The organism is Streptomyces sp. NPDC004539 (genome assembly GCF_040610055.1).
Classification (GTDB): domain Bacteria; phylum Actinomycetota; class Actinomycetes; order Streptomycetales; family Streptomycetaceae; genus Streptomyces.
The window spans coordinates 243225-261960 of record NZ_JBEXLS010000010.1; the positions used below are offsets into that span (position 1 = coordinate 243225).

General features: G+C 72.8%; 13 protein-coding genes. 8 read left to right on the forward strand and 5 right to left on the reverse strand.

All coding sequences use genetic code 11. The annotated features are described in order from the left end of the window. Window positions 1-13: 13 nt before the first annotated feature. Window positions 14-601 carry a transcriptional regulator gene (locus ABZX85_RS22510; protein ID WP_355871294.1) on the reverse strand — a complete coding sequence of 196 codons (588 nt, stop codon included), beginning with the start codon at window positions 599-601 and terminating at the stop codon, window positions 14-16. 101 nt (window positions 602-702) lie between these two features. Between ABZX85_RS22510 and ABZX85_RS22515 the strand changes: the two genes are divergently transcribed. Further along, window positions 703-1764 carry a helix-turn-helix domain-containing protein gene (locus tag ABZX85_RS22515; RefSeq protein ID WP_355871297.1) on the forward strand — a complete coding sequence of 354 codons (1062 nt, stop codon included), beginning with the start codon at window positions 703-705 and terminating at the stop codon, window positions 1762-1764. A gap of 50 nt (window positions 1765-1814) precedes the next feature. Here ABZX85_RS22515 and ABZX85_RS22520 read toward each other — a convergent pair whose 3' ends face one another. Then, on the reverse strand, window positions 1815-2918 hold the full coding sequence (locus ABZX85_RS22520; protein WP_355871298.1) for a histidine kinase: 1104 nt from the start codon (window positions 2916-2918) through the stop codon (window positions 1815-1817). Then, a complete protein-coding gene (locus ABZX85_RS22525) occupies window positions 2915-3580 on the reverse strand; it encodes a response regulator transcription factor (RefSeq protein ID WP_355871301.1) in 666 nt (221 codons plus the stop codon). Before ABZX85_RS22525 ends, ABZX85_RS22520 begins: the two co-directional genes overlap by 4 nt. 211 nt (window positions 3581-3791) lie before the next feature. Between ABZX85_RS22525 and ABZX85_RS22530 the strand changes: the two genes are divergently transcribed. The 3 genes from ABZX85_RS22530 to ABZX85_RS22540 all read left to right on the forward strand — a co-directional run bounded on the left by ABZX85_RS22530 (window position 3792) and on the right by ABZX85_RS22540 (window position 8484). After that, window positions 3792-5057 (forward strand): DUF418 domain-containing protein, encoded by a 1266-nt coding sequence (locus ABZX85_RS22530; protein ID WP_355871303.1) that lies wholly within the window; start codon window positions 3792-3794, stop codon window positions 5055-5057. Window positions 5058-5096: 39 nt separating this feature from the next. Next, window positions 5097-6239 (forward strand): extracellular solute-binding protein, encoded by a 1143-nt coding sequence (locus ABZX85_RS22535; protein WP_355871306.1) that lies wholly within the window; start codon window positions 5097-5099, stop codon window positions 6237-6239. A gap of 463 nt (window positions 6240-6702) precedes the next feature. Next, window positions 6703-8484, forward strand: coding sequence for an RICIN domain-containing protein (locus ABZX85_RS22540; protein WP_355871309.1), 1782 nt, complete (start codon window positions 6703-6705; stop codon window positions 8482-8484). Window positions 8485-8512: 28 nt separating this feature from the next. Here the strand turns inward: ABZX85_RS22540 and ABZX85_RS22545 are convergent, their stop codons facing one another. Together ABZX85_RS22545 and ABZX85_RS22550 are read right to left on the reverse strand one after the other, a co-directional pair. Then, entirely contained in the window at window positions 8513-9763 is a 1251-nt protein-coding gene (locus tag ABZX85_RS22545; protein WP_355871455.1) for an SLC13 family permease, read from the reverse strand. Between the two features lie 114 nt (window positions 9764-9877). Next, window positions 9878-12250 (reverse strand): SpoIIE family protein phosphatase, encoded by a 2373-nt coding sequence (locus ABZX85_RS22550; RefSeq protein ID WP_355871313.1) that lies wholly within the window; start codon window positions 12248-12250, stop codon window positions 9878-9880. 210 nt (window positions 12251-12460) lie between these two features. On the opposite strand from ABZX85_RS22550, the gene ABZX85_RS22555 reads away from it, so the two are divergent. The 4 genes from ABZX85_RS22555 (at window position 12461) to ABZX85_RS22570 (ending at window position 18655) form a co-directional block, all read left to right on the forward strand. After that, a complete protein-coding gene (locus ABZX85_RS22555) occupies window positions 12461-15535 on the forward strand; it encodes a glycoside hydrolase family 2 TIM barrel-domain containing protein (protein WP_355871316.1) in 3075 nt (1024 codons plus the stop codon). Window positions 15536-15695: 160 nt separating this feature from the next. Next, window positions 15696-17936: a glycoside hydrolase family 9 protein gene (locus ABZX85_RS22560; protein WP_355871319.1), complete on the forward strand. Its 2241-nt coding sequence runs from the start codon at window positions 15696-15698 to the stop codon at window positions 17934-17936. A 93-nt stretch (window positions 17937-18029) separates the two neighbouring features. Continuing rightward, window positions 18030-18281, forward strand: coding sequence for a hypothetical protein (locus ABZX85_RS22565; protein ID WP_355871322.1), 252 nt, complete (start codon window positions 18030-18032; stop codon window positions 18279-18281). After that, on the forward strand, window positions 18278-18655 hold the full coding sequence (locus ABZX85_RS22570) for a toxin Doc (protein ID WP_355871325.1): 378 nt from the start codon (window positions 18278-18280) through the stop codon (window positions 18653-18655). The genes ABZX85_RS22565 and ABZX85_RS22570 overlap by 4 nt, the downstream gene beginning before the upstream one ends. Window positions 18656-18736 lie beyond the last annotated feature (81 nt).

Consider the following 18736-nt stretch of genomic DNA (forward strand, 5'->3'; position numbering starts at 1 on the left):
GGCCGCACCCACCTCATCGCGGCAGCCCGAGCGTGACGAGCAGGTCCTCGTGCAACTCCGCCCAGATCGTGTGATACGACGCCGTGCTGTCCGTCAGGAACTCCGGCTCACCGGCGACGGCACGCTCCAGGGCGCCGGTCAGCCGCAGCCGGTAGCGGCCGAACCGGGGGAGCGCGGCGGCGAGTTCGGCACCGACGGGGGCGAACCGGCGGTCCAGGTCGGCGAACCGGTCCACGACCCGGGCGTCGTAGGCGGGGTCGGTGTGGTCGTTCGCGCTCGAGGTGCCGTCGGCGAGCCGGAGTTGCCAGGCCGTGCACAGGTCGAGCAGCTCCGGGTTGAGCGCCAGGAACCGTTCGAACCCCGCCCGCAGCGAGCCCCGGGCACCGGCCGCGTCGAGTTCGGCGGCGACCCGCCGGACGTTCTCCGTACGGCCCGCCTCGGTGAGCGCCCACGCGCCGTACGAGCGGGTCACGAAGCCCTCGACGCCGAGGGTGATGAGCGCGGACTCGACGTCCGGTTCGTCGAGCCCCGTGAACGCGCCGAGGCGTGTGGGGCTCGCGGCGCCGGTGCAGCGCAGGGCGTGCAGGACCGGGAGGGGCATGGGGTCTCCAGAAGAGGTTTCGAGATGTTCACTGTTTTCGGATGACGTCAACATCTGGATGGTCCCGGTATCATGGCACAGCTCGAACCGAAGGGGACACCATGGCGAGACTCACCCGCGCCCAGCAGCAGGAACGCACCCGCGCCGCCGTACTCGTCGCCGCCCGCCGCGAGTTCACCGAGCACGGCTACGCCGACGCCAAGGTCGACCGCATCGCCGAACGCGCCGACCTCACACGGGGCGCGGTCTACTCGAACTTCGCGGGGAAACGCGCGCTGTACCTCGCGGTGCTGACGGACGACGCCGAACGGGCCCGCGACCTGGCCCGGCCGCCCCTGCGGTCACCGGAGTCCACCGGCGCGGCGCTCGGCGCGTTCGCCCGCGTCTGGCTGGAGCGGCTCCCCCTGGCCGGCGACACCCCCGCCAGCGGCCACCTCCAGCTCCGCTCCCTCTCCGGCGTCGTCGACACCGCCCCGACCCGCGCCGCCCTCGCCGAACTCCTGCGCCTCGAAGCGCTGTTGCTCGCGCTGAGCCTGGACGCGGACACCCCGCCCGTCCGCACCGCCGACCTCGCCCTGACCCTGCTGCACGGCGCGGCGGGCCTGGCGGAGAAGGCGCCCGGCGCCGGTGACCCCTTCGACCTGTCCCGGGCGGCGGAACACCTCGGCGCACTCGCCTCCGGCCCCGACTTCGGTCCCGGTGAACCCCCTCCCCACCTGGCCTACGTCGCGCCGGCGCGAGCCGTGCGCGAGCCGTGGACCCCGCCCGCCGGGCTCCGTGACGAACTCACCGGCGAGCCCGTCGATCTGGGGGGCGACGGGGTCGTCGTCGTCCTGGGGGCGGGGCGCCTGGGGGCCGTGCGCGAGGCGGTGGGGGAGGGGGCGACGTTCGTCGTCGTGACGTCCGACCCCGCCGAGACGGGCCGTCTGGTCCGGCTGCGCGTCGCGGATCTGGCCGGGTGTCTTCGGCGGGTGTTCGCGCCGGGGGACCTGCCGCGCGTGCGGATCGTCCTGGACGAGGAGGGCACGGCGGCGGAAGCGGTGGGCGCCGCGTCGGACGACGGCACCGAGACCGCCGTACGCGTCCGGGGCGGCGAGATCAGGGCGCGGGCGGAGGGGTACGGGGCGGGGCACGCGGTGAGCAGGACGGACCTCGAACGGTAGACCGCGCGCGTCCCTCCAGCCGTGTGCCCCAGACCGCTCGCCCTCCCGCGTTACCCCGGCACCCGCAGCGTCACCTCGAAGCCGCCCTCCGCCGTCCTGCCGGAGGTGAACGTCCCGCCGAGCAGCTCCGCCCGCTCCCCGAGGCCGATCAACCCCTGGTGCGACCCCGGCAACGGCAGGGACGGCCGGGTGGCCGGGGTGTTCGTGACCGTCACGCCGAACCCCGACGCGTCCTGCCAGAGCCGGACCGTCGCCCGGGCCCCCGGCGCATGCTTGCGGACGTTCGTCAGCGCCTCCTGGACCGTCCGGTACACCGCCCGCTGGGCCGTCGTGCCGACCTGCGCGGGCAGCTCCCCGACCAGCTCCGTCTCGATCCCGCTCGTGCTGACCAGCCGCTGGAGATCGGTGAGCGTCGGCTGCGGCGTCAGCTCCGTGGCCCGGCCCCCGGACGCCCGCAGCAGCGTCACCATGTGCCGCAGCTCGTCGAGCGTGTCGACGCTGAGCGACCGGATGGCCCGCACCCCCTCCTTGAAGGCGGGGTCCTTGGCGGCCACCTGCAACGCCCCGGCCTGGACGGCGATCAGACTGACCTGGTGGGAGACCACGTCGTGCATCTCCCGGGCGAGCTGCGCCCGCTCCCGCGCCAGCACCGCCTGGGAGTGCAGCAGCCGCTCGTGCTCCCGGGCCTCCTCGATCTCCACGAGCCGCCGCGCGAGATCCCGCCGGGCCTGGAGGAGCTGCCCGAGGAGCACCGGCGCGGCGGCGGTCGCCAGCGTGTAGAAGAAGTAGACGAAGGTCGTCGTACGCCCGTGCTCGTCCCACGCGTCCAGTGGCCACGGCACCGCCGCGACCACCCCGAACAGCACCGCGCACACGGACAGCAGCCGCCGGTCGCGGGACCGCTCGGCCAGCGTGAACAGCGCGGCGAACGGCGCGAACACCATGTCCTGCATGAGCGTCGCGGGCAGCGTCAGCAGGAACACCGCGAGCGGGAACCGGCGCCGCAGGAACAGCCCCGCGCAGGCGAGGACGGCGATCACCTTGGCGCCGTCGCCCATGTCCCACTGGTTGATCCAGAAGTCCGCCAGCGCCACCAGGACGACGAGGGCGTCCACGGCGGGGGCCGGCACCCGCGACCACCGGACCGGTCTCATCGCCCCGGCTCCCCGTCCGGCGCCGCCAGCAGCCCCGCCCGCTGGGCGAGCAGCGCCGCCTGCACCCGGCTGCCCACCCGCAGCTTCGTGAGGATCGCGCTGACGTGGTCCTTCACGGTCCCCGCGCTGAGATGGATGCGCGTGCCGATCTCCGCGTTGGACAGGCCCTCCGCGACCAGCACGAGCACCTCGCGCTCCCGCTCGCTGAGCAGCCCGACCCGGCCGGCCTCCTCGTCGCCGGCGCCCGTGCCGGGGCGGCCCCGCCACACCGCGTGCGACGCCTTGGGGGACATGACGACCCCGCCCGCCGCCAGCGTCCGCACGAGCTGCGCGAGCTGGTCCGGCTCGGTGTCCTTGAGGAGGAACCCGGCGGCGCCCGACTTGAGGGCGGTCACGACGTAGTCGTCCGCGTCGAACGTCGTCAGCATCGCCACGACCGGCGGCTCGGGCAGCGCCCGCACCTGCCCGAGAACGGTCAGCCCGTCCACGTCCGGCATCCGGATGTCCAGCAGCACCACGTCCGGCCGCGTGTCGCGGACCGCGGCGACGGCCTCGCCGCCGGTCGCCGTCGCGACGACCTCGATGTCCTCGGCCGCGTTGAGAATGAGCTGGAAACCGGACCGTACGAGCGCCTCGTCGTCCACCACCATCACACGGATCACGTGCGTCCCGCCTCGTCGTTCTGAATCGTCGCCGGTGGGTCCGGCCGCCCTGTCCGGGTCGTCGCTTTCGACCGTAGAGCCTGAAACGCCTTGTGGCAGAGGGTACGGGGTGCAGTCCCGCCGGTCGGGGGGAGAGGACCAGCCGACCGGCGGGGGCGGACCGGACGACTGCCGGATACTGCGGCGGCGGCCCGCGCAACAGCCTGGGTACATGACCCAGAACGCAGACCGCACGACGCTCACGGAACAGGCCGCCGACCCGGCCCCCGGGTGGGCCGAGCAGCCCGCCCGTCCTTCCACCGGCCGGCTGATCGGCGTGGACCTCGCGCGCGGCCTCGCCGTTTTCGGCATGTACGCCGCCCATGTCGGCCCCGACCCCGCCCAGGGCGGCTTCGTCGGCCACGTGATGGAGCTGGCGCACGGCAGGGCCTCCGCGCTCTTCGCCTTCCTCGCCGGATTCTCGATCATGCTGATCACCGGCCGGCGCACCCCGAAGACCGGGCGCGCGGGCCGCCAGGCGGTCGCCAAGGTGGTGATCCGGGCGGCGATCCTGCTGGTCCTCGGCACGCTCCTGACGATGAGCGGCACTCCCGTCGAGGTCATCCTCGCCTTCTACGGCCTCTACTTCCTCCTCGTCCTGCCGCTGTACCGGCTGCGCGCCCTGCCCCTGGCGGTCATCGCCGGGGCGAGCGCCCTGGTCCTGCCGCAGCTCCTCTACGTCGTCCAGCGCCTCCTGGCCGACCACGAGCCCGGCGGTCTGTGGACCTGGCCGGCCGAGACGGGCGGCGTCGTCTCGCTGCTGTTCTCCGGCAGCTACCCGGCGCTGACCTGGATTCCGTTCGTCATCGCCGGGATGGCCGTGGCCCGCCTCGACCTGGCCGCCACCGTCGTCCGCACCCGGCTCGCCCTCACCGGCGCCGCGCTCACCGTCCTCGGCTACGGCGGCTCCTGGCTCGCCCTGCACCTCGTACCCGGCGCCCTGACCCGGCTGGCCGAGAGCGGCTGGGGCAAGGGCGGTTCGGGCGGAGACGGATTCGGCGGCTTCGGCGGGGGCGGCGGCTCCGCGGCGTCGGCCTGGTGGTCGGACACCTGGGGCTACCCGACCGGCGACACCCCTTACGGCCTGCTCGTCGCCTCCCCGCACAGCGAGACCACCCTGTCCGTCGTCGGGAACACCGGTGTCGCGCTCCTCGTCCTCATCGGCTGCCTCGCCGCCGTCGACGCCTTCGCCCGCTTCCACCGGTTCGTGAAGCCCGTCATCGCCGTCGGCTCGATGTCCCTGACCGCGTACGTCTTCCACATCGCCGGCATCCACGTCCTCGGCATCGAGGAGCTTCCCGGCTCGCCGCTGCACGTACTGCTCGGCTTCATCGTCGCCGTGACGGTGTTCGCCGCCCTGTGGTCGCGCTTCTTCCGGCGCGGGCCGCTGGAGTGGCTGCTCGGCAAGGCCACGAAACCCGCCGAACTGATCCGCTGACCGACACCCCTCACCTGTTCTCACCCTGGAGTCCCACCGATGCTGCTGAACCCGCTGCCGAAGCCCGCCCGCACCCCGAAGCCGAACAGCCTGGGCGGCGTGCTCATCGCCGCCACCGTCGCGACCAGTGTCGTGGCCGTCGGCCTCACTCTTGGCCTCGCCGGCCGCTCCGAGGCCGGACCCCTCACCGAGGAGAGCAAGACCCTCGACCAGCTGTACGCCGCCGCCAGGGCCGAGGGCGGCAAGCTCACCGTCTACGCCGGCGGCGACTGGAAGAACCAGCAGGACGACACCAAGAGCGCGTTCGAGAAGCGCTTCCCCGGCGTCACGGTGAACATGGTCGTGGACTACAGCAAGTACCACGACGCCCGGATCGACCACCAGATCGCGACGAAGAGCCTCGTCCCCGACGTGGTCCAGCTCCAGACGCTCCAGGACTTCGACCGCTGGAAGAAGCAGGGCGTGCTGATGTCCTACAAGCCCGCCGGGTTCGACAAGGTGCACAAGGCGTTCAAGGACCCGGACGGCGCCTGGATCGCCACCGACGTGTTCGCCTTCGGCGCCGCCTACAACGAGCAGGCCGTCGGCAAGGACGCCCCGCGCAGTGTCCGGGACCTCTCCGCCGCCCGCTGGAAGGGCAAGGTCGCCTCCGCCTACCCGAACGACGACGACGCGACGCTCTTCCTGTACAGCCGGTACGTGAAGACGTTCGGCTGGAAGTGGCTGGAGGGCATGGCGGCCAACACCCAGTACCTGCGCGGCTCCGACTCGGCCGGGAACCTGATGGCCGAGGGGAAGAAGGCGGTCGGCCTCGGCGGCTGGGTCACCCCCGGGGCCGAGGGCAGCATGATCCCGAACACCACCGACCCGTTCGTCGCCTGGGGCCAGCGCGAGGCGATCCTCAAGACCGCCCGCCACCCCGCCGCCGCCAAGCTGTTCATGAACTGGCAGCTCTCCGCGGAGCGCCAGACCAGCGACGCCTGGTCCGTCCGCACCGACGTCGCCCCGCCCGCCGGACTGAAGCCGGTCTGGCAGTACAAGAACGCCGGCCTCGACGCGTTCCCCGCCTTCATGGCCGACCGCGCCGCCGCCGAACGCCTCCGCCAGCAGATCACCCTCTACATCGGCGAGGTCCAGGGCGCCCCCACCCCCGGCCGCCTCGGCACCCACCCCGGCCGCTGAATCCGCCTCGGCCTTTCGGCCGATACGACCGCACCGAAGTCGGAGAAGTGCGCGGCGAATATGCCGAACCCGGCATCACGGGCGGAAAAACAAACAATGAAGTGCTGCGACTCTAAAGGGAAAGCGACCGATTCGGGCGGTGTGCACGGGATGTGTGCACCGCCGATCCCCTTGGACAGAAACGCAGTTCACGGCCTGACACACAAAAAGCTCACGATCCGCGAGATCCCTTGTTCGATCTCCACGGCCTGTGCGAAGGTGTGCCTTGTCAACGCGCGCCGACACGTTCTCCACGTACGCGCGAAGACCCCTCCCGTCCTCCCCCACGCTTCACAAGAGCTGCTCCGGCGGACGTTCGAGACGGCCGGTTCCGTGTATCTCCCCCGGGAGGAATCCAACTGTGACAGAAGCGGGTCAGTCGAATTCCCCGACTTCGGCGCGGCGTTCCCACGCGACGGACGAAATGCTGAGCGCGGAACTGAAAAGCTGGGGAGGAGCGGAGCCCGCGCTGCACCCCGTCGGCGAACTCCTCGACCGGCACTGGGAAGCCGCCTTCCTCTACGCACGCCTGTGCACCGACGGCGAACGCGCGGCGGGCATGCTCACCACCGCCGCGTTCACCCGCCTCTTCGGCGAGTCCCTGCGCCACGACGGTCCCACCGCCGCCTGGCGCCCCCACCTCCTGGTCACCGTCCGCCGCATAGCCGCGGAGTGGTCCACCGACGGCCGCCGCGACCTCCTCCACCCCGGCCTGCGAGTCGAGGACGCCGACCTCCTCGCCGCCCGGCTCCTGCCGCCCCTCAACAGACGCCTCCTGTCGAGGTCCTTCCAGCGGCTCTCCCCGACCTCCCGCTGCCTCCTGTGGCACGTCGAGGTCGAGTCCGAACCGCTCGCCGCCCCCGCCTCCCTCCTCGGCCTCGACACCGAGGGCGCCCGCGTCGAACTGCGCCGCTCCCGCGACCGGCTGCGCGAGGAACTCCTCCAGTCGCACCGCGAACTCGCCGTCGAGGAGGAGTGCCACCGCTACGACCGCCTCCTCGACGTCACCAGCCGCCGCGGCGACGGCATGGACGCCGACCTGCGCGGCCACCTCGACCGCTGCCGGCACTGCGCCTACACCGCCGACCAGCTCGCCTGCTTCGCCGAAGGACCCGCCCTCGGCACCGCCCTCTCCGAAGGCGCCCTCGGCTGGGCCGCGCACGCCTACCAGGAGGTCCGCGCGGGCGCCCCCGAGGAGCCGCCCGCCACGCAGCGCGCCCTGCCCGGCGAGGACTTCCAGGCGCCGAGCACCGAACTCGTCGTCGTCCCCGGCGGCAGCTCCGTGCGCGCCGCCCGCAAGGCCGCCCGCCGCACCCGCCGCCGCAACCTCGCCGCCGCCGTCCTCACCGTCAGCGGCCTCGTCGTCCTCCCGCTCGTCATGTGGTCCGCGATGGGCTCCGGCGACAGCGGCAGCCAGGCGGAGCGCACCGACACCCCGCGCCCCGGCAAGGACACCTCCACGAACGGCCCCTCCTGGATCGACGCGGGCGACGCCGTCCAGGGCACCCTGCGCGGCCGGCTGCACAACGTGTTCTCCGGCAAGTGCATCGGCATCGCGGGCGGCAAGGCCGTCGCGGGCGCCGAAGCCGTCCTCGGGAACTGCTCGTCGGTCGCCTCGCAGCAGTGGTCGTACGAGACGAACGGCCTCCTGCGCAACGGCCTCGCGCCCGACCTGTGCCTCGACTCCCACCTCGGCTACTCCGTCGTCCTCACGTCCTGCACGGACGCGAAGACCGAGGAGAACAGCGTCCGCTACGACTTCACCCTCCAGGGCACGCTCGTCCCGCGCTGGAGCCAGGACCTCGCGCTCGCGCCCGCCGCGACCGACGGCTCCGGGGCGCTCGTCGCGAAGAACCGCGCGGACAGCGCCGCCCAGCGCTGGGTGATCGACACGTCCAAGCCCGATCTCCAGATGCAGATCGTCAACTGGGACACCGCCCAGAACCCCGGCAAGACGCAGGCGGCCCCCAAGAAGGCCGCCCCGCAGCCGGCCCCGACCCCCACCCCAGCGCCCCCGAAGAAGGCCGACCCGAAGCCCGCCCCGACCCCGACGCCCACGCCTTCCACGTCGGCGCCGACGTCACAGTGCTCGCCCTACAACCCGTACGCCTGCGGCTACGGCGGCTACGGCAACGGGGGGTACGGGTACGGCGGCGGCTACGGCTGGGGAGGCTACGGGTACGGCTACGGCGGCTACGGCCGCTGACCGACGACCGCCCCGCTCACACCCCGGCTCACACCAGCTGGAGCGACACCCACAGCGCCCCCACGGACGCGAGCAGCGCCGCCGGAACCGTCAGCAGACCCAGCCGGGTGAACTCGCCGACGTCCACGCGCTCCTCGTGCCCGTGCACCACCCGGCGCCACAGCAGCGTCGCGAGGGAACCGGCGTACGTCAGGTTCGGCCCGATGTTCACGCCGAGCAGCACCGCGAGCACCGCCCCGGGACCCGCCGGGGCGGCCAGCGGCGCCAGCGCGAGGACGGCGGGCAGGTTGTTGATGAAGTTCGCGAGCAGCGCGGCCACCGCCGCGAACCCCAGCAGCGCGAGCAGCCCCGAACCCCCCGGCAGCACCCGCCCGAGCGCGTCCCCGAGCCCGTTGTCGACGACCCCGCGCACGACGATGCCGAGGGCCAGCACGAACGCCAGGAACCCCGGCGCCGCCGCCCGCACCACCTCCGCCGGACCCGCCTGCCGCCGCGCCAGCGCCCGCACCGCGAGGACCAGCGCCCCCGCGAACGCCACCCACGCCGGCTCGATCCCCACCGCCGACGCCACCACGAACCCGGCGAGCGTCGCCGCGACCGTGACCAGCGCGAACATCGGCACCTCGGGAGCGGGCCCGGACTCCCGGGCCGCCTCCCGGACGGGCAGGTCGGCGGCGAAGAAGCGGCGCATCACCAGATACTCCGCGCCGATCGCCACCACCCACGGCAACGCCATCAGCGCCGCGAACCGCGTGAAGCTCAGCCCGCTCGCCGTGAACGCCAGCAGGTTCGTCAGGTTCGACACCGGCAGCAGCAGGGACGCCGTGTTGGAGAGGTGCGCGCAGGCATAGACGTGCGGACGCGCCCGGAGCTTCAGCCGGGTCGCCGTCGCGAACACGACCGGCGTCAGCAGGACGACCGTCGCGTCCAGGCTCAGTACGGCCGTGATCACCGACGCCAGCCCGAACACCGAGGTCAGCAGCCGCCGGGGCCGCCCCGCCGCGCGCCGCGCGAGCCACGCCCCGCACGCCGTGAACAGCCCCTCCACCGCGCAGAAGTGCGCCAGCACCAGTACCGCCGCGAGGAACCCGACGACCGGGCCGAGCCGCTCCGCCTCCTCCCACGCGTCCCCCGCCGAGATCGCCCCCAACGCCACCACCAGCACGGCCGCCGGTACCGCCACCAGCGCCTCCGACTTCCCCGAAGGCCGCAGCACCGCCCAGCCGAGGGAGGCGGCGAGCAGGACGGAGGACAGGGTGACGGCGAGCGCGGTGTTCAGGGCGGTTCCTTAAGGGACGTACAGGCGACGAGCAACCCCCACGGGGGACGGGCAACCCCCTATGAAAACAGGTGGCGGTAAGAAAAACACACTTCGCCCCGCACGCCTCCCCCTTCAGTCCTCCCCGAGCAACCCCAGCTCCGCCCAGATCGTCTTCCCCTCCGACGTGTGCCGCGTCCCCCACCGGTCCGTGAGCTGCGCCACCAGCAGCAGCCCCCGCCCGCCCTCGTCCCAGGTCTTCGCGCGCCGCAGATGAGGGGCCGTGTGACTGGTGTCGGACACCTCGCAGATCAGCGTCGCCGCGTCATGGATCAGCCGCAGCCTGATCGGGTGGGAGCCGTACCGGATCGCGTTCGTGACCAGCTCGCTGACCACCAGCTCCGCCGTGAAGGACACCGCGTCGATCCGCCAGGCGACGAGCCGCTCGGCGACCTGCTTGCGCACCCGCGCGACGAGCGCCGGATCGGAGGGGACGTCCCAGGTCGCGATGTGGTCGGCGGGCAGCGCGCGCGTGCGCGCGAGGAGCAGCGCGACGTCGTCGGCGCTCCCGCCGGGCGGCAACAGGGCGTGCAGGACCCGGTCGCAGGTCTCGTCGAGGGAGTCCGCGTACCCGGTGAGGGCCGCGCACAGCGCCCGGAACCCGGCGTCGACGTCCCGCGAGCGGGACTCGATCAGCCCGTCCGTGTACAGCGCGAGGACGCTCCCCTCGGCGAGCTGCACCTCCGCCGACTCGAACGGCAGCCCGCCGAGCCCGAGCGGCGGCCCCGCCGGCAGCTCCACCCGGCGCGGCGGCCCGCCCGGCGCCACCACCACGGGCGGCGGATGCCCGGCCCGCGCCATCGTGCACCGCCGCGTCACCGGGTCGTACACCGCGTACAGACAGGTCGCCCCGACCTCCCCGGGGCTCCCCTCGCTGCCGGCCTCCTCGGAGAGCCGGACGACGAGGTCGTCGAGGTGGGTGAGCAGCTCGTCCGGCGCGAGGTCGATGTCGGCGAGGGTGCGCACGGCGGTCCGCAGGCGGCCCATCGTCGCGGACGCCTGGATGCCGTGCCCCACGACGTCCCCGACGACCATCGCGACCCGCGTCCCGGACAGCGGGATCACGTCGAACCAGTCCCCGCCGACGCCCGCGCGGGCCGCCGGGAGGTACCGGGACGCGGCGTCGACGGCGGCCGTGCGCGGCAGGGTGCGGGGCAGGAGGCTGCGCTGGAGGGCGAGGGCGGTGTCCCGCTCACGGGAGTAGCGGCGGGCGTTGTCGACGCAGACCGCCGCCCGCGCGGTGACCTCCTCGGCGAGCAGGACGTCGTCCTGGGCGAAGGGGTCGGGGCGGCGGAAGCGGGTCAGCACCGCCACCCCGAGCGTCGCGCCCCGGGCCCGCAGCGGCACCGACATCACCGAGTGGACGCCGATCTCCCGCACCCGCGCCCCGCGCGCCGCGTCCCAGGCCAGCCACTGGTCCAGCGCCCCGCCGGGCACCGTCGCCACGATCGTGCGCCCCGCCGTCAGCGAGTCCGACTGTGGCGACCCCGGCGGATACGTCTGCACCTCGCCCGGCTTCGCCACCGCCTCCGGGCTCCCCGGGTTCACCGACTGGTGCGCGGCCCGCCGCAGCGGCACCGGCGACACGAACCGTGCCGGGGGCTCCGTGCCGTCCGGCGGGTCGATCAGGTCCACGCTCACGAAGTCGGCGAGCGCGGGCACGCACACGTCCGCCAGCTCCTGCGCCGTACGGGTGACGTCGAGCGTGGAACCGATCCGTACGCTCGCCTCGTTGACCAGTTGGAGGCGCTCGCGCGCGAGGTAGTTCTCGGTGAAGTCGTGCGCCGACAGGGCGACGCCGACGACCCGCCCCGCCGCGTCGGTGACCGGCGCGAACCGGGCCAGCCAGGCGTGCGCGTACTCCTCGCCGCCGGTGCGCGTGTAGGTCTGGACGTCCTTGGCGAGGCCGCTGGCGAGCACGTCGGCCATGTGCGCCTCCAGCTCGTCGCTCTGCGGCCGGCCGCCGATCTCGGCGAGCCTGAGGCCCCGGATGCGCTCCTCGGGCAGCCCGATCGCCGCCTGCATGGCGTCGTTCACGAGCCGCAGCCGCAGCCGGTCGTCGTACACGGCGAGCGCGCACGGCGACTGCGCCAGCGCCGGCAGCGCCAGCGGATCGTCCGCCGCGCGCGGCCCGGTCCCGGTCAGCGGCGTCACGACCAGCCAGTGCCCGGCCCGCCCGGCCCGGGGCGCGCGATGGTGGGCGAGCAGCCAGACCCGTACGACGTGCCCTTCGCGGTGGCGCAGCGCGACCGTGCCGTCCCAGCGGGCCGCGGACGGGACCGGCAGCGCGCCGTCGGCCAGCAGCACCGCGGCGGGGCCGCCCACGACCTCCTCCGGCGCCCAGCCGAGCAGGGCCCGCGCGCCGCCGTTCCACTCGACGAGGGCACCGTCGTCCCCGACGACCACCCGTGCCGTCTCGGCATCGTCGAACGGATAGACCGGGCTCATTCTCGCCACTCCATCGCGGACACTCACAGTGAACACAGCCGCCACTTCCGCCCCAGCCTAAGCGCTGCCGGGGGAGGGCCGCGATGCGCGGGTGGCGGGTGTGTGTCAGGCACCCTTGACGGCTCCTCGCGTGTCGGCGTCACATTCTGTTGTTTGACGATCAATTGTGAGTAGTTCTGGTTCCCGACGTCTGTTTCAGGGAGAGCCGCCATGACGTTCACCCGTAGATCGGTCCTGCTGGCGTCCGCCGCCGCCCCCGCGGCTGGCGCCTTGCTGTCCACCGCCGCCCACGCCCACGCGCCCGCCACCGGCCGCCAGACCCTCCCCCTGCGGGACGGCTGGCGCTTCGCCCTGGTCAACCCGGGCGGCATCACCGACCCCACGGGTGCCTACGACCGGGCCGCCGACCCCGCGTACGACGACTCGGCGTGGCGGGAGGTCGCCGTCCCGCACGACTGGTCGATCGAGCTGGCCCCCACCACCGCGAACGGAACCACCAGCGGCACCGGCTTCTTCCCGGGCGGCCTCGGCTGGTACCGCCTCTCCTTCACCGTCCCGAAGGCGTACGAGGGCCGCCGGATCGGCGTCGAGTTCGACGGCGTCTACATGGACTCCACGGTCTTCTGCAACGGCACCGAACTGGGCACCCACCCCTACGGCTACACCGGCTTCGCCTACGACCTCACCGGCCACGTCCACGCCGACGGCGCCACGGAGAACGTCCTCGCCGTCCGCGTCCGCAACCGCCTCCCCAGCAGCCGCTGGTACTCCGGCAGCGGCATCTACCGCGAGGCCCGCCTGATCGTCACCGACGCGGTCCACGTTCCCCGCTGGGGCACCCACGTCACGACCCCGGAGATCACCGGCGACCGCGCGAGCGTCGACATCCGCACCACGGTCACCAACACCTCCGGCATCCCCCGGGAGGTCGAGGTCACCTCCCGGATCGTCGCCCCGGGCGGCCGCACGGCCGCCCGGACTTCGTCCACCCTCACGGTGACCGGCAGCGCGACCGAGGCGCACTCCGTCGTCGTCCCCGACCCGAAGCGCTGGGACTTCGCCGACCCGCAGCGCTACCGCCTGGAGACCGAACTCCGGGTCGGGGGCGCGCTGGTGGACACGTACGCGACGGTTTTCGGCTTCCGCACCTTCCGGGTGGACCCCGACGAGGGGTTCGAACTCAACGGGAAACACGCCAAGCTGAAGGGCGTCGACCTCCACCACGACCTCGGCGCGCTCGGCGCGGCGGTCAGCGCGGACGCGATCCGGCGCCAGATGACCATCATGAAGTCGATGGGCGTGAACGCCTTCCGCACCTCCCACAACCCGCCCTCCACGGAGATGATCCGCATCTGCGAGGAGCTGGGGATCGTCATGCTGGTGGAGGCGTTCGACTGCTGGAAGTCCCCCAAGACCCGCTACGACTACGGCCGTTTCTTCGACGAGTGGTCCGACCGCGACATCGCCGAGATGGTCCTCGCGGCCCGCAACTCCCCGGCCGTCGTCATGTGGTCGATCGGCAACGAGATCACCGAGTTCACCTCCACGGCGGGCCTCACGATCGCCGACCGCCTGATCGCCGGCATCAAGGCGTACGACACGACGCGCCCCGTCGTCATCGGCTCCCACCGCCACCGCAGCGTCCCCGCCCCCGGCACCCCGGCCGACCTGATCCTCGCCAAACTCGACGGCCTCGGCCTCAACTACAACACCGCGAAGTCGGTCGACGCCCTCCACGCCCGCTACCCGCACCTGTTCCTCTTCGAGTCGGAATCCTCGTCGGAGACCTCGACCCGGGGCGCCTATCAGGAGCCCGAACACCTCAACACCGGCGAGAACCACACCCCGGGCAAGCGCGCGGTCTCCTCCTACGACAACAACCTCGCCTCCTGGACGATGAGCGGCGAGTACGGCCACAAGAAGGACCGCGACCGGAAGTGGTTCGCGGGGCAGTTCCTGTGGTCCGGCATCGACTACATCGGCGAGCCCACGCCGTACGACGTGTTCCCGGTGAAGGCGTCGTTCTTCGGCGCGGTCGACACCGCCGGGTTCCCCAAGGACATGTACCACCTGTTCCGCAGCCAGTGGGTGAGCGAGCCCATGGTCCATCTGCTGCCCACGAGCTGGAACCACGAGGCGGGGGAGACCGTCGAGGTCTGGGCGTACGCGAACGTCCCCGAGGTCGAACTCTTCCTGAACGGCAGGTCGTTGGGGGTGAGGTCGTTCGACGAGAAGAAGACCGTGGACGGCCGGGGATACCTGGAGACGACCGAGGCGACCGGCGACGACAAGACGTTCACCGACGGCCCCTACCCCGGGAGCTACACAAGTCCGAACGGCAGCGCGGGGAAACTGCACCTCACCTGGAAAGTCCCCTTCCAGGAGGGCGAGTTGAAGGCGGTCGCCCGGCGCGGCGGCAAGACCGTCGCCACCGACGTCCTGCGCACGGCCGGCGCCCCGTACGCCGTGCGGCTCACCGCCGACCGCAAGTCCCTGGCCGCCGACGGGCGTTCACTCGCGTTCGTCACCGCCGACGTGGTCGACGCGCGCGGCACGGTCGTCCCCGGCACCGAACACCTGCTGACGTTCACGGTCGAGGGCGGCTCCCTCGCCGGACTCGACAACGGGCGCCAGGAGAGCGCCGAGAAGTACCAGTCGAGCACCCGGACCGCCTTCCACGGCAAGGCGCTCGCCATCGTGAGGTCGGGCACCGGGGCCGGGACGCTGAAGGTCACGGCCACGGGGGAGGGGCTGCGGACGGGGACGGTCGCCCTGCGCACCACCTGGGCCCGCTCGGTCTCCGCGACCCCGCCGCCCGCGTTCGCCGCCGAGCCCGCCGAGGCGCCGAACCACCCCTACGCCGACGCCAGTTACTCCGGCCGCCCCGACACGCTCCCGGCCGCGATGCTCGACGGGAACCCGGCGACCGGCTGGTCCAACGGCTTCCTCAAGGCGGCCACCGCACTGCTGCCCGCGTTCAGCGGGGCGCGCGTGAAGGACTGGGTCGCCGTGGACCACGGGAGGACGCGGGACTACGACCGGGTCGAGGTGTCGTTCACCGTGGACGCGGGACACAGCCTGCCGAAGGGGGTCGGGGTCGAGGTGTGGGACGGGCGGGCGTACGTGCCCGCCACGGGTGTCGCCGTCGAGTGGGCCACGGCCTCCGACGCGCCCTCCGTGGTCACCTTCGGCGCGTTGCGGGGGTCCCGCGTGAAGCTCACGTTCACGAGCGCGCGGCCGGGTGAGGCCCAAGGAGCGGTCAGGGTCAGCAAGCTGGAGGCGTAACCGGCGGGCGGTCCGGACGGAAGCTGTTTCGTCCGGACCGTTGACGGAGGTCACGGCGGCAACGAGCATGGGCGGCCCGTCCGCAATATGGGAGCGCTCCCATCGGTACGTCGCAGCACGGTGGGAGCCACGCCCGGAGCCGCACCCCGAGGAGCCAGACGTGAAACGACGCAGAACGGCCGCACTGACCCTGGCCGCGTTACTGGGCGGCGCCCTCGTCGCCCTCCCGGCCACTCCCGCCGGAGCCGACGAGGTCGAGCAGGTGAGGAACGGCGGCTTCGACAACGGCACCGCCCCGTGGTGGACCAGCAACGTCACCCCCGTCGCCGCCGACGGACGGCTCTGCGCCGACGTCCCCGGCGGCACCGCCAACCGCTGGGACTCCGGGATCGGCCAGAACGACCTCACCCTCGTCAAGGGCGAGTCCTACCGCTTCTCCTTCAAGGCGTCCGGCGCGCCCGAGGGGCACGTCGTGCGCGCGATCGTCGGCCTCGCCGTCTCCCCGTACGACACCTGGCAGGAGGCGAGCCCCGCCCTGACCGAGGCCGACGGGGCGTACTCCTACACCTTCACCTCGCCCGTCGACACCACGCAGGCCCAGGTCGCCTTCCAGGTCGGCGGCAGCGCGGACCCGTGGCGGTTCTGCGTGGACGACGTCTCGCTGCTCGGCGGGGTGCCGCCGGAGGTGTACGAGCCGGACACCGGTCCGCGCGTCCGCGTCAACCAGGTCGCCTACCTGCCCGCCGGGCCGAAGAACGCGACCCTCGTGACCGACGCGACCACCCGGCTGCCCTGGCAGCTCAAGAACGCGGCCGGGACGACCGTCGCGCACGGCTGGACCGTCCCGCGCGGCACCGACCTGTCCTCCGCGCAGAACGTCCACACCGTCGACTTCGGCGCCTACCGCAAGGCCGGCACCGGCTACACGCTCACCGCCGACGGCGAGACCAGCCGGCCGTTCGACATCGGCACGGCCGCCTACGAGACGCTCGGCCGCGACGCCGTGAAGTACTACTACACGCAGCGCAGCGGCACCCCGATCCGCGACGACCTGCGCCCCGGCTACGGCAGGGCCGCAGGGCACGTCGGCACCGCGCCCAACCAGGGCGACACCTCCGTACCCTGCCAACCCGGCGTCTGCGACTACTCCTTGGACGTCAGCGGCGGCTGGTACGACGCCGGCGACCACGGCAAGTACGTCGTCAACGGCGGCATCTCGACGTGGGAGGTGCTCAGCACCTACGAGCGTTCCCTGCACGCCCGCACCGGCACCCCGGCCCGCCTCGGCGACGGACAGCTCGCCCTGCCCGAGAGCGGCAACAAGGTCCCCGACGTCCTCGACGAGGCCCGCTGGGAGCTGGAGTTCCTGCTGAAGATGCAGGTCCCGGACGGACAGCCCCTCGCCGGAATGGCCCACCACAAGATCCACGACCAGAACTGGACCGGCCTGCCCCTGCTGCCCAGCGACGACCCGCAGAAACGCGAACTGCACCCGCCGTCCACCGCCGCCACCCTCAACCTCGCCGCCGCAGCCGCCCAGGCGGCCCGCCTCTACAAGCCGTACGACAAGGCGTTCGCCGCGAAGGCCCTGACCGCCGCCCGCAAGGCATGGGCCGCCGCGCAGGCGCACCCCGCGATCTACGCCGACCCCAACGACGGCACCGGCGGCGGCGCCTACAACGACAACAACGTCACCGACGAGTTCTACTGGGCGTCGGCCGAGCTGTATCTCACCACCGGCGAGAAGCAGTTCGCGGACTTCGTCCTGAACTCCCCGCTCCACACGGCGAACGTCTTCGGCCCCGTCAGCTTCGACTGGGGCGGCACGGCGGCGGCCGGACGCCTCGACCTCGCCCTCGTCCCGAACAAGCTCCCCGGCCGCGACAAGGTCCGCGCGTCCGTCGTGAAGGGCGCGGACGGCTACCTGACCACACTCGCCGGCCAGGCGTACGGCATGCCGTACGCGCCCAACAACAACATGTACGACTGGGGCTCCGCGCACCAGGTCCTCAACAACGCGGTCGTCGTCGCGAGCGCCTACGACATCACCGGCGCCTCGAAGTACCGTGACGGAGCCGTGCAGAGCATGGACTACGTCCTCGGGCGCAACGCGCTGAACATGTCCTACGTCACCGGCTACGGCGAGGCCAACGCGCACCGCCAGCACAGCCGTTGGTACGCCAACCAACTCGACCCGAACCTGCCGTCGCCGCCTCCCGGGACGCTCGCCGGCGGACCCAACTCGTCGATCCAGGACCCGTACGCGCAGAGCAAACTCCTCGGCTGCGTCGGCCAGTTCTGCTACATCGACGACATCCAGTCGTGGTCGACGAACGAGACGGCCGTCAACTGGAACGCGGCCCTGACCCGGCTGGCCTCCTTCGTCGCCGACCAGGGCTGAGACAGGAACACCAGTACGCCTCCGGTACCGCTGGGTCTCCTGCTTGACCTGGGGATATTTACGGGTAAGTACCCGAGCGGTACCGTGAGACGCATGCCAGCCCTCAATGTGGAGTTCAGCGAACGCGAGCTGGAGGACCTGCGGCAGATCGCCAAGGAGCGCGGGACGTCGATGAAGGCGCTCGTCCGGGAGGCCGCCGCCGCCGACATCGCCCGCCACCGGGCGCTCCAGGAAGGCGCGGCGGCGTTCCGCACGTTCTTCGCCGCCCACGCCGACGAATTCGCGGCGGCCTTCCCCGACGACGAGACCCCCACCGGGGCGAGGGGCAGGTCGGCCGGCCGATGACGTCCGTCATCCATATCGACGTACCGTGGCTGCTCCAGCGCCATGAAGAGGTCCTCCCGGACCAGCCGACCGTCAACGACTTCTCCGCGCTCGTCGCCGCCGTCGCCCGGCACCGCGTCGATCCGCCCCGGCTCGGTGTCGACTCCGACCCGGCCTGGCGGGCGGCGGCCCTGCTGCACACCCTCGCGGTCCTCAAACCGCTGCCCGCCTCGAACGCCCGGTTCGCCTGCGCGACGGCCGTGTCCTACATGTTCGTCAGCGGCGCGGGCATCGACCCGCCCTACGGGGCGTTAGTCGACCTCGCCCGGGACCTGATCTCCGGGAAGGCCGACGTCTACGGGGCGGCGGACCGGCTGAGGTCGTGGCAGATATGAGGTGAGTCCGGGGCCGCCGGCCTGCGCGGGAAGGAGCCGGGCCGGCGGCCGTGCTCGCGCGGGAGAGCCGCCGTCCGACGC